Source organism: Rhodopseudomonas boonkerdii (assembly GCF_021184025.1).
Lineage (GTDB): Bacteria > Pseudomonadota > Alphaproteobacteria > Rhizobiales > Xanthobacteraceae > Tardiphaga > Tardiphaga boonkerdii.
The window spans coordinates 1,413,434-1,427,749 of record NZ_CP036537.1 but is presented as its reverse complement, the minus strand read 5'-3'; the positions used below and the strand labels follow the sequence as shown (position 1 = coordinate 1,427,749).

Below are 14,316 nucleotides of genomic sequence, written 5' to 3'. Positions count from 1 at the left end.
CCTCGCAATGACGGCGGCAGAGAACGCCTCGAAAGGACCCCATGGCTAAGCCCGTTCATTCCATGATCCGCGTACTTGACGAAGCCCGCTCGCTCGATTTCTACAAGCGCGCCTTCGGCCTGGAAATCGCCGAACGGCTGGCTTTCGACGATTTCACGCTTGTTTATTTGCGCCACCCCTCCTCGCCCTTCGAGCTTGAACTGACGGTCAACAAAGGCCGCGCCGAGCCCTATGCACTCGGCGACGGCTATGGACATCTTGCCGTGATGGTGGACGACCTCGCCGCGGAACATGCGCGCTTCGAGCAGGAAAAGCTGACGCCCGGCCCGCTGCGCGAGTTGCAGCACGGCGGCAAGCCGTTGGCACGTTTCTTCTTCGCCACCGATCCCGATGGCTACAAGATCGAGGTGATCCAGAAGGGCGGCCGATTCGCATAGACTGTAGGGCGGATGAGCGCTTCGTCATCCGTCGCGGAGTCTGCCATGAAATCGGCCGGCGGATCACGCCTTCGGCCCATCCGCCCTACGAATCGGCGCATCAAGCCGGGGACAGGTCCGTTCGAAACGGGACAGGGCGACCCATGGGGCTTAGAATGAGGCCCTGAGTTCCCTACATCTCCCTGACCCGTCATCTACGCGCGGAAACCCATGCCCGTTCGCCAGTTGCCAGAAACCATCGTCAACCGCATCGCCGCCGGCGAGGTGGTGGAGCGCCCGGCAAGTGTCGTCAAGGAGCTGGTCGAGAACGCGATCGATGCCGGTGCCAGCCGGATCGAGATCTTTACCGACGGCGGCGGCCGGCGAAAGATTGCCATCACCGATGACGGGCACGGCATGACCCATGCCGATCTCGGCCTCGCCGTGGAGCGCCACGCCACCTCCAAGCTCGACGACGAGGATTTGCTGCAGATCCGCACCCTCGGCTTTCGCGGCGAGGCCCTGCCCTCGATCGGCTCGGTGGCACGGCTCGGCATCACCACGCGCCATGCCAGCGAGCCGCATGCGTGGTCGCTCACGGTCGATGCCGGCTCGAAGGAGTCGATCGTGCCGGCCGCACTCGGTCACGGCACGCGCATCGAGGTCAGCGATCTCTTCTATGCCACGCCGGCGCGGCTGAAATTTCTCAAAACGGACCGCACCGAGGCCGAGGCGATCCGCGAAGTGGTGCGCCGCCTCGCAATGGCGCGGCCGGATATCGCCTTCACGCTGTCCGGCGAGGAACGCGCACCAGTCACATGGGCTGCGGCCTTGCCCGGCGCCCCCGGCCAGCTCACACGGCTCGGCGACATTCTCGGTGCGGATTTCCGTGCCAGTGCCATTGCGGTGCGCAGCGAGCGCGAAGGGGTCGCGGTCGAAGGTTTCGCCGCCTCGCCATCCCTCACCAAGGCCAATGCACTCGGCCAGTACCTGTTCGTCAATGGCCGCCCGGTGCGCGACAAGCTGATCGTCGGCGCCGTGCGCGCGGCCTATTCCGACTATCTGCCGCGCGATCGCCATCCGGTGCTGGCACTGTTCGTGACGCTCGCCCCACAGGAGGTCGATGCCAACGTTCATCCCGCCAAGACCGAGGTGCGCTTCCGCAACGCCGGCCTGGTCCGTGCGCTGATCGTGCATGCCCTGAAGGAAGGCCTGGCGCGCGAGGGCAAACGTACGGCGGCGAACAACGATGCCGGCGCGGTGCTGTCCTCGTTCCGGCCGAACAGTGCGCCGAACTTCACATCGCGCAATGCGAATTGGGACTGGCAGCGTTCGCCATCCTATCCGGTGTCGCCTGCTCCGGCTTTCAGCAGCGCAACGGCTTTCGCAGAGGCTCCTCAGGCCGCATTCGATGTCGGCACACCCACGGCCGATGTGCGGATGGAAGAAGCGCCGACCGATCTGATGGACCGCCCGCTCGGTGCGGCGCGTGCACAGGTGCACGAGAACTACATCATCGCACAGACGCGTGACGGCATGATCGTGGTCGACCAACATGCCGCCCATGAGCGCATCGTCTATGAAAAGCTGAAGGCGTCGCTGGCGAAGAACGGCGTGCAGCGGCAGATCCTGCTGATCCCCGACATCGTCGAGATGGATGAAGCGACGGTGGAGAAGCTGGTCGAGCGCGCCGAGGAACTGGCGAGTTACGGCCTCGCCATCGACAGTTTCGGACCCGGCGCCATCGCAGTGCGTGAGACGCCGTCGCTGCTCGGCAAGACCAATGCGGCCTCGCTGCTGCGCGATCTCGCCGAACACATGGCCGAATGGGACGAAGCGCTGCCACTGGAGCGACGGCTGATGCATGTGGCTGCGACCATGGCCTGCCACGGCTCGATCCGCTCCGGCCGCCGGCTGCGCCCGGAAGAGATGAACGCGCTGCTGCGCGAGATGGAAGAGACGCCGAACTCCGGCCAGTGCAATCACGGCCGCCCGACTTATGTCGAGCTGAAGCTCAGCGACATCGAGAAGCTGTTCGGGCGAAGGTGATCTTGTCCCTCCCCAAAGCGAAGCGAATGGGGAGGGTTAAACACCTCACGTATATTTCGGATCGCGCTCCAGCAGTTCGATCGATACGCCTTGCGGCGCGCGGATGAAGCAGATGCGCAGGCCGGGCTTGAGCGTATGTGGCTCCTTGGTGAATTCGACGCCCCTGGCCTTGAGGTCCGCAGCCACCGCATCAATGTCCTTCACCACGAGACCGAAGTGATCGAGGCCCTGATAGGGCGTCACCGGCGGCGGATTGACGCCCATCTCGGGCGTAACCGGAGCAAGAAAGATCTTGCCACCGCCAAGCTTGATATCGACACGCCCGGGCGCGCGCAGGATCTCGGCGCCGAGCTTGTCGGCAAACCACTGTGCGGTCGCCTCGACATCCGGCGTGCGGATGTGGACGTGATCCCAGGTGCAGGCAAGCGTCATCGGTTTCTCCCGTTTATTTTGTGTATCTCAGAAACGTGAATTCGGTCTCGTCATAGGCGCGGCGTTCGAGTTCTTCATAGCCTTCGGGCGCGGCGAAGCCGGCATCCTTCGCTTCTTCCACCACCAGCAAGGCCTGCGACACCAGCCAGCCGCCATCGCGCAAGGCAGCCAGCGACTTCTCGGCAAGCTTCATGCGATAGGGCGGATCGATGAACACCAGCGAGAACGGCTCCACAGGATGCGCCGGGCCCGGGTCGCTGGCATCGCGGCGATAGACCTTGGTGACGCCACCGAGGCCGAGGCTTTCGACATTGTCACGCAGCAGCGCACGCGCTTCCGATCCATTATCGACGAACAGCGTGAATTTGGCGCCACGCGACACAGCTTCGATGCCGAGCGCACCGGTGCCGGCATAGAGATCGAGCACCCTCGCATCCAGCATCGGGTTCTCATAGGCATGCATCAGGATGTTGAACAGCGACTCGCGCAGGCGATCCTGCGTCGGACGGATCGTTTGCGTCGAGGGACCCGCGATATTGCGCCCCCTCAGCCGGCCACCAATCACACGCATGAATCACTCGTCCCGCGGCTTGATATCGCGCTTGCCCTTGTAGCCCCGCTTCGGCGGTTTCTTCGGGCCGCCGAACAGAGCTTCGGCCTCGTTACGCGCACGCGAGCCTTCCGAACCCGAGCGCTGCACGACGACACGGCGCCCCTTGCGGTCCTCCACCGTGGAGCGCTTCATCAACGGCTTCTTGACGATGACCGGATCGAGCGAAACATCGCCCTTGCTCGGCAACTGGCGACCGAAATCGGCGCCGGCTGCTTCGGCGATCTTCTCGCCGAGCTGCTCGCGCAGCACACGGGTCTTCACCTCATCGACCTCGCCTTCCGCCAGCTCGCCGAGCTGGAACGGACCGTAGGAGATGCGGATCAGCCGGTTCACCTCGAGGCCGAGATGCGCGCAGACGTTACGCACTTCGCGATTCTTGCCTTCGCGGATGGCGAAGACGAGCCACACATTGGCGCCCTGATCGCGCTCCAAGGTGGCATCGATGGCGCCATATTTGACGCCATCGACCTCGACGCCGTTCTTGAGCTCATCGAGCTGCGCCTGAGTGACGTTGCCATGGGCGCGGACACGGTAGCGGCGCAGCCAGCCGGTGTCCGGCAACTCGAGCGTGCGTGCAAGGCCGCCGTCGTTGGTGAGCAACAACAAGCCTTCGGTGTTGAAGTCGAGGCGACCGATGGAAATCAGACGCGGCAAATCCTCCGGCAGATGATCGAACACCGTCGGCCGGCCTTCCGGATCGGCATGGGTCGTCATCAGGCCGCGGGGCTTGTGATACATGAACAGCCGCGTGCGCTCGCGGGCCGGCAACGGCTTTCCGTCCACGGTAATGACGTCGCTGTCATTGACATCGAGCGCCGGCGAATTGATCACGCGGCCATTCACCGAGACGCGCCCCTGGGTCACCCATTCTTCGGCATCGCGGCGTGAACACAGGCCGGCGCGGGCGACGACCTTCGCAACACGCTCGCCGGCCTTCTTCGCAGCGGGCTTGCGCGGCGCCTTTTTCGCATCGGAATCGCGCGGGCGATATTCGCCGCGACCGCCGAAAGCGGGACGCTTGCGGAAAATCTGGCTGTCGTCTTCGTTGTCGCGGCGCGGACGCTCGTCATGATCGCTGTCGCGGCCACGGCGTGGCTGCTCCTGCCAGTCCATGCGGCCGCGCGGTTCGCGCGTACGCTCGAATTGCGGACGATCCTCGCGGGAACGCGCGTAACGCGGGCGCTCGCCATCTCCGCGCTCGGGCCGATCGTCACGCGAGCGTTCAAAGCGCGGCTTATCGAATTTGCGATCGCCATCGCGTGGCGCGCGCGCCGGGCGGGGACCGCGATCATCGCTACGCTCGCGCTTCTGCCAGGGCTTCTCGTCGCTGCGGTCAGGACCGCGTTCGAAATCGCGATCACCACGGCCGCCAGAACTCTTGCGCGGACCGCCACGATCCGGCCTACCGCGGGAAAATTTCTTCTCGCCAAACGGCCGGTCGCCCTGTGGACGATCGCCACGCGGCGCATAGACGCGCTTCTCGCCGGCACCTTCGCGCTGCTTGCGATCGCCGAACGAGCGGTCACCACGCGGGCGATCACTGTCACGCGACGGGCGCGCGCTGAAAGGACGATCACCATCACGCGGCTTGCGATCACCAAACTTCTTTTCTGAGAACCGACCGGCCGGACGTGTATCGTCGCGATCGCGGCGCGGCGGGCGGTCACCGAATTCCTTGCGCGGACCACGCGACGGACGATCGCCATCACCGCGCGCGGGACGCTCATCGCGATTGAAACGTGGACGCGGCCCATCGCCATAATCACGGCGCGGCGCGTGATCGCCATCGCGCTTGCCAAACGACCGCTTTTCGCCACCCCCACCCTGCGAGCGCGGTGTATAACTGCCGTCGCGCTTGGCGAACTTCTTCTCCGGCCCACGTGCGGCGCCCGAACGGCCGCCCTTACCCGGGCCTTTGCCACCAGATGGCCGGCCGCGCGAGGGGCCGTTGTTTTTATCGTTATCGCGGGGCATGAAGGGTCTCGCTGCAGCGGAAGCTGAATTGGGTTGAGCGCGGAGGCATTCGCGGGCCGCACGCGGCGACGCAGGACGAAGCAGAATCCGCTTTGCTGAAGGCCACTCCGTAGCAGAGTTTCGCGCAGGAAACGAGCTTTTGACCACCCCTTCTTTCATGGATTTGGCCCTGCAGGCCGCTGAAACCGCCGCACAAGCCGGCGAAGTCCCCATTGGTTGCGTGATCGTGCGGGATGGCCAGGTGATCGCCACCGCCGGCAACCGCACCCTGACCGACCGCGACCCCACCGCCCATGCCGAAGTACTCGCAATCCGTCAGGCCGCCGAAAGGCTCGGTTCGGAACGGCTCGTGGATTGCGATCTCTATGTCACGCTGGAGCCCTGCACCATGTGCGCCGGGGCAATCTCCTTCGCCCGCATCCGCCGGCTCTATTACGGAGCGGCCGATCCGAAGGGCGGGGGCGTGGAGTCCGGCGTAAGGTTTTTCGCCTCGCCGACCTGTCATCATGCGCCGGAGGTCTATTCGGCAGTGGGTGAGACGGAAGCCGCCAAGCTGCTCCGCGACTTTTTTCAGGCGCGGCGCTAGGGGCGTCTCCCAATACCGTCACTTACCCTGGCGTTCGCGCGCGACCGCCTGCCAGCCGATATCACGGCGGCAAAAGCCTTCGGGCCAATTGATCAGGCCGATGGCTTCATACGCACGGCGCTGGGCCTCCCCGACGGTCTTGGCGGAAGCGGTCACGTTGAGCACGCGCCCACCATTGGCCAGGATCCAGTCGCCCGAAGCCTTGGTTCCGGCGTGGAAGACCTCGACACCCTCGATCTGTTCGGCGCGGTCGATACCCGCGATCCGGGTGCCCTTGTCATAGTCGCCGGGATATCCCCTGGCGGCCATGACGACAGTCAGCGCCGGGTCCGGAAACCAGCGCAGATCGAAATTCTTGAGCTGGCCGTCGGCCGACGCGATCAGCGCCGGCAGCAGGTCCGACATCAGGCGGACCATCAGCACCTGCGTCTCGGGGTCGCCGAAGCGGGCGTTGTATTCGATCAGCTTCGGGCCGTCTTCGGTGATCATCAGGCCTGCAAACAACACGCCCTTGTAGGGGCATCCCATGTCCTTCATGGCCTTCAGCGTCGGCAGGATGATCTCGTCCATGGTCTGCTTCTGGATAGCATCGGTGAAAACCGGCGCCGGTGAATAGGCGCCCATGCCGCCCGTATTCGGGCCCTTGTCGCCGTCGAAAGCACGCTTGTGATCCTGCGCCGCCACCAGCGGCAATGCGTTCTCGCCATCGCATAACACGAAGAACGAGGCTTCCTCGCCGACCAGGAATTCCTCCACAACGGCTTCGGCGCCGGCTGCGCCAAAACCGCCGCCGAGCATCATGTCGATGGCATTCTCGGCTTCCTGCAGCGTCATCGCGACGACGACGCCCTTGCCGGCGGCCAGCCCGTCTGCCTTGATAACGATCGGCGCGCCCCGGGCGCGGATATAGGCCTTGGCCTTGTCCACATCGCTGAAGCGTTCATAGGTGGCGGTCGGGATATTGTTGGCCTTGCAGATATCCTTGGTAAAGCCCTTCGAGCCTTCCAGGCGAGCCGCGGCCTTGCTCGGCCCGAACGCCTTGATGCCCGCCGCGGCGAGATCGTCCACGATGCCGGCCGCAAGCGGTGCCTCCGGGCCGACGACGACGAAATCGACCTTGTTGTCGCGGCAGAATTTGATCAAGGCAGGATGATCCGCAACATCCAGCGCGACGCACTCCGCTTCCCGCGCGATGCCGGCATTGCCCGGCGCGCACCATAGCTTCGTCAACAGCGGCGATGCGGCCAGTTTCCATGCCAGCGCGTGCTCGCGACCACCGGAACCGATGAGAAGAATGTTCATGGGAAGACTGCCTGGCTGGGGTTTTAGATGGTTTTGCCAGCGTTTAGCATGCTAATCCGCTGCCGCAACAGCTTGAGATCCCGATGCCCAAAGCCGCAGCCGCCCCGCTCACCAATTCTGCCGAATTCACCGTCTCGGAGCTCTCCCAGGCGCTGAAGCGGACGGTGGAGGACGCTTACGGAAACGTGCGTGTCCGCGGCGAGATCACCGGTTTTCGCGGGCCTCATTCCTCCGGCCACTGCTATTTCTCGCTCAAGGACGAGAGCGCGAAGATCGAGGCTGTGATCTGGAAGGGCGTGCATGGCCGGATGCGGTTTCGGCCGCAGGAAGGCCTCGAAGTCATCGCCACCGGCAAGCTGACAACTTATCCCGGCTCATCGAAATACCAGATCGTCATCGAGGCCCTGGAGCCCGCGGGTGTCGGCGCGCTGATGGCGCTGATGGAGGAGCGCAAGCGCAAGCTCGGCGCCGAGGGCCTGTTCGACGAAGCACGCAAGCAGCTTTTGCCGTGGCTGCCCGAAGTGATCGGCGTCGTCACCTCGCCGACCGGGGCCGTCATCCGCGATATCCTGCATCGGCTGAACGATCGCTTCCCCCGCCATGTGCTGGTGTGGCCGGTGCGCGTGCAGGGAGAGGGCTCGGCCGAACAGGTGGCGGCAGCGATCCACGGCTTCAACAAGCTGGAGGCTGGCGGCAAGATTCCGCGCCCCGACCTCCTCATCGTCGCCCGCGGCGGAGGTTCGCTGGAAGACCTGTGGTCGTTCAACGAAGAGGTCGTGGTGCGCGCCGCGGCCGAGAGCATGATTCCGCTGATATCGGCCGTCGGCCACGAGACCGACATCACGTTGATCGATTTCGCCTCCGACAGGCGCGCGCCGACACCGACGGCTGCAGCTGAGATGGCCGTGCCGGTGCGGGCGGAGCTCCTGGTGGAGATCGGCACCTTCGAACGCCGCATGATGCTGTGCTGGCAGCGTGCGCAGGAATCCCGCCGCAACGAGCTGCGTGCGGCCGCACGTGCCTTGCCCAACGCCGCCGATCTGCTTGCGATCCCGCGCCAGCGTCTCGACAGCGCCGGCGCCTCGCTGCCGCGCGCGCTCAGAGCCAATACCCATGCGCATCATCGCCGCTTCGTGCAGGCGGCATCCGGCCTGACGCTGCGCGTGTTGCGCGCGCAGATCGCCCATGCGACGCAGCGGCAGGCGGTGTGCGGCGAGCGCCTGAAGCTCTCGGCTCGCGCATTGCTGCGCCAGCGCCGCGACCGTTTCGCTAATCTCGAACTGCGCCTCAAAGCGTCGAAATCCGCCAATGAGCAGGCTCAGCGCAACGCGATCGCGAGAGATCGCGAACGCGCCCTACGCTTGAGCGAACGTGCCCGCCGCGCGCTGACGACGCTGCTGCAGCGTCACGCGGCGCGCGCCGAAGCCTCCAACAAACTGCTCGCTGCGCTCTCCTATCGCAGCGTCCTCGCCCGCGGCTTCGCGCTGGTGCGCGACGAGAACGGAACCGCCGTGCACGAAATGGCGGGTGTCAATGCCGGCGCACGATTGAACATTGAATTTGCCGATGGCCGCATCGATGTGACGGCCGACGGTGCAGCGCCGGCATCGCCGCGCGCAGAGAGATCAGCTGCCCCGAAACCTAAAACATCGAAGCGCACTGCCAAGATTGACCAGGGCGATCTGTTCTAGAGCAGCTTCTGCTTTGATGGCATCGTGTCCCGGACGCGCTTCTTTTGGCCTCTTGAACATGCGCATCCGCCAGGATGCCGACCGTTCATCTGACCGGACGCCACCGAAATACCGCTGGCACCGTTATTTCGATTCGTATCGCCTTTCATAACCTTTAGTTGATTTTCCATAGGTACTCATCTGCCCGTCCGTACTCAGAACGAGCACACATTTTCATGTTTAGGAATTTTCGATTTAACTTTAATTCCTACGTCAGGGATCGCCAGGGGAACGTCGCTGTTATCTTCGCGCTGGCCTCCGTACCGCTCCTATCGTTCATGGGCGGGGCCATCGATCACGGTCGCGCTGCAATGATCCGCTCCAAGCTGCAGGGCGCGCTCGATTCTGCCGCCATCGGTGCGATCGTTCAGAAATCGACAGCATTTGCCACAGCCGGCTCGATGTCCGCTGATGGCGACGTTCCCGGCGGCTCGACCACGGCGATCAACTATTTCTACGCCAATACCGCGAGCATGAGCGGCTACACGATCAATAGCGTAACTGCCAAAGTATCGAGAACCAATGGTATCGTGACGTCCAGCATGCAGTTTTCGGCTGACGTCCCGACAACGTTCACTTCCATCATCGGCTTTCCGAAACTGACCGTCACCGGCGTCGCGACCGCCACGGCCACGATGCCCCAATTCATCGACTTCTACCTTCTGCTCGACAATTCGCCGTCGATGGGTGTCGGAGCAACGCCCGCGGACGTCGCGATGATGGTCAACAACACATCCGACAAATGCGCATTTGCCTGCCATGACACCGCGAACAAGTCGAACTATTACCTGCTCGCCAAAAAGCTTGGCGTCACCACGCGTATCGATGTGCTGCGGTCTGCCACTCAAAGCCTGATGGATACCGCGGCTGCGACCCAGACCTATCCCAACCAGTTCAGGGTCGCGATCTACGATTTCGGCGGCAGCGCTGCGACTGCAAGCCTTCGGCCGCTGTTCAGCCTGTCCTCGAGCCTGTCGAGCGCGAAAACTGCGGCAGGAGCGATCGATCTGATGTCCGTCAATGGCCAAAACGACAATAACGATCAGGATACGCAGTTTTCGTCCGTCATTCCGGCGATCGACAAGGCGATCGCAAATACCGGAAACGGAACAGCGAACGCGCCTGCCAAGTATCTTTTCTTCGTCTCGGACGGCGTGGCCGATGAGTACAATCCATCCGGATGCCTGAAGAAGACCACCGGCGGGCGGTGCCAGTCCCCGCTCGATCCATCGCTCTGCACCGCGATCAAGAATCGTGGCGTCAAGATCGCGGTCCTTTACACGACCTATCTCGATCTACCGACCAACGCCTGGTACAATACGTGGATCGCACCGTTCAACAAAGGTCCCTTCGGACCGTCCACGAACAGCGAAATCGCAACCAATATGCAATCATGTGCGTCGCCGGGCTTCTATTTCGAGGTCAGCCCGACCCAAGGTATTTCCGAGGCTATGACCGCACTGTTCCAGCGAGCCGTCGCGGACGCGCGGATCAGCCGCTGAAGCATGATCTGCGGCCGGCGGCTGCTGGCCCGCCGACCAGATCAGCGGTACAAGGTCGGCTTCCCCGGCGCTTTCATTCGCGCCGCGAAAGCCCTATCTATGGTGAAGAACCATCGATCCGCCTGCGGGCACCCGGGCAGAGCATTCCAGGAGACCAGCCGTGCTCAACAAATTCGGGCCATCCGGCCACGGCGAAGCCAAGCTGCAATATCTCGACGGCGATTTTCGCGTCGTCGCACCGGGCACATATGTGACCTGCGCCGTTTCGGGCGAACGCATCCCGCTGGATGAACTGAAATATTGGAGCGTCGACCGGCAGGAGGCCTATGCGACGCACACGGCGGTGCTGAAGCGACATTATCCGGAGCAGGTGAAGTAGTCCGCAAGGCGGATTACGCTTCGCTTATCCGCCTTACGCTTTATCGCCTCGTCCCGGCTCGTGCGCGATTGAGCCCTTCGCGAACGAAATTGCGTAGCCCCTCTTTGTCCTCGACATCGAGGACAACGGGAAAACCGACGATCTCCGCTGCCGCGGAGATGCCGCGCAGCTTCACCAGATCCTTCTCCGTCGTCACCAGCGTCAGCCCTTCGCTGCGGGCCTGCACGACCAGTGCCTCGATCTCGGCAGACGTATATGGATGGTGATCGGCGAACGCCTTTTTCACTGCGACATCGACACCGGCGTTCTTCAGGGTGCGAAAAAAGCGGTCGGGATCACCGATCCCCGCAAAAGCGAGCACGCGCTTGCCCTGCAGCCCCTGCATCGACACAGCCGCCGGCTTCAGCCGGGCCGTAAACACCTTGCCGCCACGGCCATGGATCATCGCGGCAACGCCGGCAGCAGCGACGCCATCGCCGATCACCACAAGGCCGTCCGTGCGAGCGAGCTGACGATCCAATGGCGCACGCAGCGGACCGGCGGGAAATATGCGACCGTTGCCGAGACCGCGATTGCCGTCGATCACGATGAGCGACAAATCCTTCGCCAGCGCCGGATTCTGAAAACCATCGTCCATCACGATCACGCTGGCGCCGGTGGAGCGCGCCAGCGCTGCGCCATTCACGCGATCCCGCGCGACAACCACTGTCACCTCGCGGGCCATCATAAGAGGCTCATCGCCGATATCGGCAGCGCTGTGACGACCCGGCTCAACCTTCACCGGCCCGCGCAGTCTGCCACCATGACCGCGGCTGAGCACCACCGGTGTCTCGCCGAGTTCGCGCAGCAATTTTACCAAGGCCAATGAGGTGGGCGTCTTGCCTGCACCTCCGGTGTGATAATTCCCGACGCAAATCACGGGGATGCCGGCCACCGTCCCCTGCTGCATCATGCGCGAGGCGGCGATCTCGCCATAGACGGCACCGAGCGGCATCAACAGGCGCGACAGCAAGCTGTTCCGCTGCTGCCAGAACGCCGGTTCACGCATGATGCCCCCACATCTCGAAGCGAAGCTGCATCAGATAGGGTTCCAGCGCATAGAGCGTGCGGTCCAGCGCGCCGCCAAGGCGCGCAACGACCTGCTTCGCGGCATCGATCGCCGCATCGCGCGCAGCGACGTCGCCGAGCATCTGGCCCAGCTGCTTGACGAGTTGTTCGGACGAATTCGCCTGCCGCGCGCCACCGGCCCGATCGAGCGCATCATAGACGTCCGTAAAGTTGAACACATGCGGCCCGTGAACGATGGACGCGCCAAGCTTGGCCGGCTCGATCGGATTCTGCCCACCGTGCGGCACCAGCGAGCCGCCCATGAAGACCACCGGCGTGAGGCGATAGAACACCCCGAGCTCGCCCATGGTGTCGGCGACATAGATATCCGTATCCGCGCCGGGCAGATCCGCACGCGACCGCAGCGCCACACGGCTGCCGGCCGCAACGACCATATCTGCAATGGCTCCGCCACGGTGGGCATGGCGCGGCACGATCACGGTGAGCAATGACGGAAAGAAATTCGTCAGCGCCTTATGCGTTTCGAGGATGATCTCCTCTTCGCCGGGATGCGTGGATGACGCGACGACGATCGGACGCCCGTGGGTTGCCCCTTTCAACGCATCGAGTTTGGCGGCATCGCCGGGCGGCGCCTGAACGTCGAATTTCAGATTGCCGGTCACGAGCACGCTGCGGGCCCCCAGGGCGTCGAAGCGTTCGGCGTCGGTATCGGATTGGGCGAGACACATCTCGAAACGGCCGAGCAAGGCCGCGATGGTCTTCGACATCCGCTGCCAGCGCGGAAACGAGCGCTGTGACATCCGTGCGTTGATCAGCGCCATGGGAAGCCGCCGTTTCGCGGCGGACAGGATCATGTTCGGCCAGAGGTCGCTCTCGATGAACAACGCCAGACTCGGATGCCAGTGATCGAGGAAACGCGCGACATAGCGGGGCGAGTCGTAGGGAATGTATTGATGGATGATATCCGGCGGGAATCGCTTGGCGATGATACCGGCCGATGTCACCGTGCCCGATGTAAGAAGGATGCGCACCTTCGAGGCGCGCAGACGTTCGATCAATGCCGCAGCGGCCAGCACTTCGCCGACGCTCGCACCGTGCACCCAGACCAAGGGCCCGGACGGCCGTTCGATCGCTGAGATGCCGCGGCGTTCGTCGATCCGCTCGGGGTCCTCCTTGCCATTTCGCAAGCGTCGGTTGATCAACAGCGGCATCATCGGCGTCAGCGACGCCGACAGGCTGCGATAGGCGCGCAGCGTGATCGGCAGAGCGTCAGCCATGGCGCGTTCCATGGCGATTGCCATCGGGCCGACCGACAGCCTCATAGGCGCGCTGCGTGGCGTCGTTCAGCGTTGCTTCGAGCCGCCGACGCAGCTCTTCCATGACAGCGCCGTCGGCATCCGGCGGCACCTCGATCGGCTCTCCGCCGACGAGAACGCCGCGACCGAACGGCAGATTGATGGTGGTGCGATCCCAGTTGTTGAATTGATAGAAGCGGCTGGTCGCCATCGCAAAGGGCATGATCGGCCGCCCGCTCTCGCGCGCCAGCATGATGATGCCGAGACCGGCGACACGCGCGCGCTTCGGTACATCCGCGGTGAGCGCCATGTTGACGCCGCTTTCCAGGACCCGCACCATTTCCTTAAAGGCGCCGACACCGCCCTTGCGATGAAATGCGCCGCCATGATCGCCCGAACCGCGCACGGTGGCGATGCCGAGCCGTTCTGCGGCCAACGCATTGAACTCGCCGTCGCGATGCTTCGAGATCAGCACCGCGCCGCGGTAGTCCTTCTGCTTGATGAACGGCGTCATCAGATGCTGACCATGCCAGAACGCCAGGATAACCGGCATCTGCGGCTCGACGATGTCATAGACGTCGACGGGGTCGAAAGTGAACTTGTTCGTCTTCCACACAAGGCGCAAAAATTCGGCCGCGAGAAATCCCGCGGCGCGTTGTACCCAGCTGCTGCGCAGCGTGTTTCGCAGCAGACGTTTCAAGTGGTGGGCTTTGCGTCCTGGCCCGGATCGAGCAGCCGATGGAGATGGACGATGAAGTAGCGCATGTGAGCGTTGTCGACCGTGGACTGCGCCTTGGCTTTCCAGGCGACCAGCGCCGACGCGTAGTTGGGGTACACGCCGACGATATCGACCTTGTCGAGATCCTTGAAGGTAATACCCTTCAGATCCGTGAGCTCGCCACCGATGACCAGATGAAGCAGTTGCTGTGGTGTGTCGGACATAGGTTCTTCCTGCAGCGGCCGGCTGCGA

The 14,316-nt window shown here is 63.7% G+C and carries 14 protein-coding genes; 6 read left to right on the top strand and 8 right to left on the bottom strand.

All coding sequences use genetic code 11. The features are described 5' to 3' along the window. Positions 1-41: 41 nt before the first annotated feature. Together E0H22_RS06630 and mutL are read left to right on the top strand one after the other, a co-directional pair. Positions 42-437, top strand: coding sequence for a VOC family protein (locus tag E0H22_RS06630; protein WP_233024855.1), 396 nt, complete (start codon positions 42-44; stop codon positions 435-437). A 210-nt stretch (positions 438-647) separates the two neighbouring features. Further along, complete coding sequence (gene mutL, locus E0H22_RS06625) at positions 648-2,465, top strand: DNA mismatch repair endonuclease MutL (protein WP_233024854.1); 1,818 nt, start codon at positions 648-650, stop codon at positions 2,463-2,465. Positions 2,466-2,510: 45 nt separating this feature from the next. Here the strand turns inward: mutL and E0H22_RS06620 are convergent, their stop codons facing one another. Genes E0H22_RS06620 through E0H22_RS06610 form a run of 3 tightly spaced genes read right to left on the bottom strand, consistent with a single transcriptional unit; the run spans position 2,511 to position 5,484 of the window. Beyond that, positions 2,511-2,897 (bottom strand): VOC family protein, encoded by a 387-nt coding sequence (locus E0H22_RS06620; protein WP_233024853.1) that lies wholly within the window; start codon positions 2,895-2,897, stop codon positions 2,511-2,513. Between the two features lie 13 nt (positions 2,898-2,910). Continuing rightward, on the bottom strand, positions 2,911-3,468 hold the full coding sequence (rsmD, locus tag E0H22_RS06615; RefSeq protein ID WP_233024852.1) for a 16S rRNA (guanine(966)-N(2))-methyltransferase RsmD: 558 nt from the start codon (positions 3,466-3,468) through the stop codon (positions 2,911-2,913). A 3-nt stretch (positions 3,469-3,471) separates the two neighbouring features. Continuing rightward, positions 3,472-5,484 carry a pseudouridine synthase gene (locus E0H22_RS06610; RefSeq protein WP_233024851.1) on the bottom strand — a complete coding sequence of 671 codons (2,013 nt, stop codon included), beginning with the start codon at positions 5,482-5,484 and terminating at the stop codon, positions 3,472-3,474. Positions 5,485-5,623: 139 nt separating this feature from the next. Between E0H22_RS06610 and E0H22_RS06605 the strand changes: the two genes are divergently transcribed. Then, entirely contained in the window at positions 5,624-6,070 is a 447-nt protein-coding gene (locus E0H22_RS06605; RefSeq protein ID WP_233024850.1) for a nucleoside deaminase, read from the top strand. 18 nt (positions 6,071-6,088) lie between these two features. Here E0H22_RS06605 and purD read toward each other — a convergent pair whose 3' ends face one another. Continuing rightward, positions 6,089-7,372 (bottom strand): phosphoribosylamine--glycine ligase, encoded by a 1,284-nt coding sequence (gene purD / locus E0H22_RS06600; RefSeq protein WP_233024849.1) that lies wholly within the window; start codon positions 7,370-7,372, stop codon positions 6,089-6,091. A gap of 83 nt (positions 7,373-7,455) precedes the next feature. Between purD and xseA the strand changes: the two genes are divergently transcribed. From xseA to E0H22_RS06585, 3 genes are all read left to right on the top strand, one after another. Continuing rightward, positions 7,456-9,063, top strand: coding sequence for an exodeoxyribonuclease VII large subunit (xseA, locus tag E0H22_RS06595; RefSeq protein ID WP_233024848.1), 1,608 nt, complete (start codon positions 7,456-7,458; stop codon positions 9,061-9,063). 215 nt (positions 9,064-9,278) lie between these two features. Next, positions 9,279-10,604, top strand: coding sequence for a TadE/TadG family type IV pilus assembly protein (locus tag E0H22_RS06590; RefSeq protein ID WP_233024847.1), 1,326 nt, complete (start codon positions 9,279-9,281; stop codon positions 10,602-10,604). A 160-nt stretch (positions 10,605-10,764) separates the two neighbouring features. Next, a complete protein-coding gene (locus tag E0H22_RS06585; protein ID WP_233024846.1) occupies positions 10,765-10,983 on the top strand; it encodes a DUF2093 domain-containing protein in 219 nt (72 codons plus the stop codon). A 40-nt stretch (positions 10,984-11,023) separates the two neighbouring features. Here the strand turns inward: E0H22_RS06585 and lpxK are convergent, their stop codons facing one another. From lpxK to E0H22_RS06565, 4 genes are read right to left on the bottom strand one after another with little or no spacing between them, the layout of a single operon-like run. Further along, positions 11,024-12,031, bottom strand: a complete 1,008-nt coding sequence (gene lpxK / locus E0H22_RS06580) for a tetraacyldisaccharide 4'-kinase (RefSeq protein ID WP_233024845.1) — start codon at positions 12,029-12,031, stop codon at positions 11,024-11,026. Further along, complete coding sequence (locus E0H22_RS06575) at positions 12,024-13,328, bottom strand: 3-deoxy-D-manno-octulosonic acid transferase (protein WP_233024844.1); 1,305 nt, start codon at positions 13,326-13,328, stop codon at positions 12,024-12,026. Before E0H22_RS06575 ends, lpxK begins: the two co-directional genes overlap by 8 nt. Then, the gene (locus E0H22_RS06570; protein ID WP_233024843.1) at positions 13,321-14,046 is read right to left on the bottom strand and encodes a lysophospholipid acyltransferase family protein; all 726 of its coding nucleotides are present in this window, start codon (positions 14,044-14,046) and stop codon (positions 13,321-13,323) included. Before E0H22_RS06570 ends, E0H22_RS06575 begins: the two co-directional genes overlap by 8 nt. After that, positions 14,043-14,288, bottom strand: coding sequence for a DUF4170 domain-containing protein (locus E0H22_RS06565; protein ID WP_233024842.1), 246 nt, complete (start codon positions 14,286-14,288; stop codon positions 14,043-14,045). The genes E0H22_RS06570 and E0H22_RS06565 overlap by 4 nt, the downstream gene beginning before the upstream one ends. Positions 14,289-14,316: the final 28 nt, after the last annotated feature.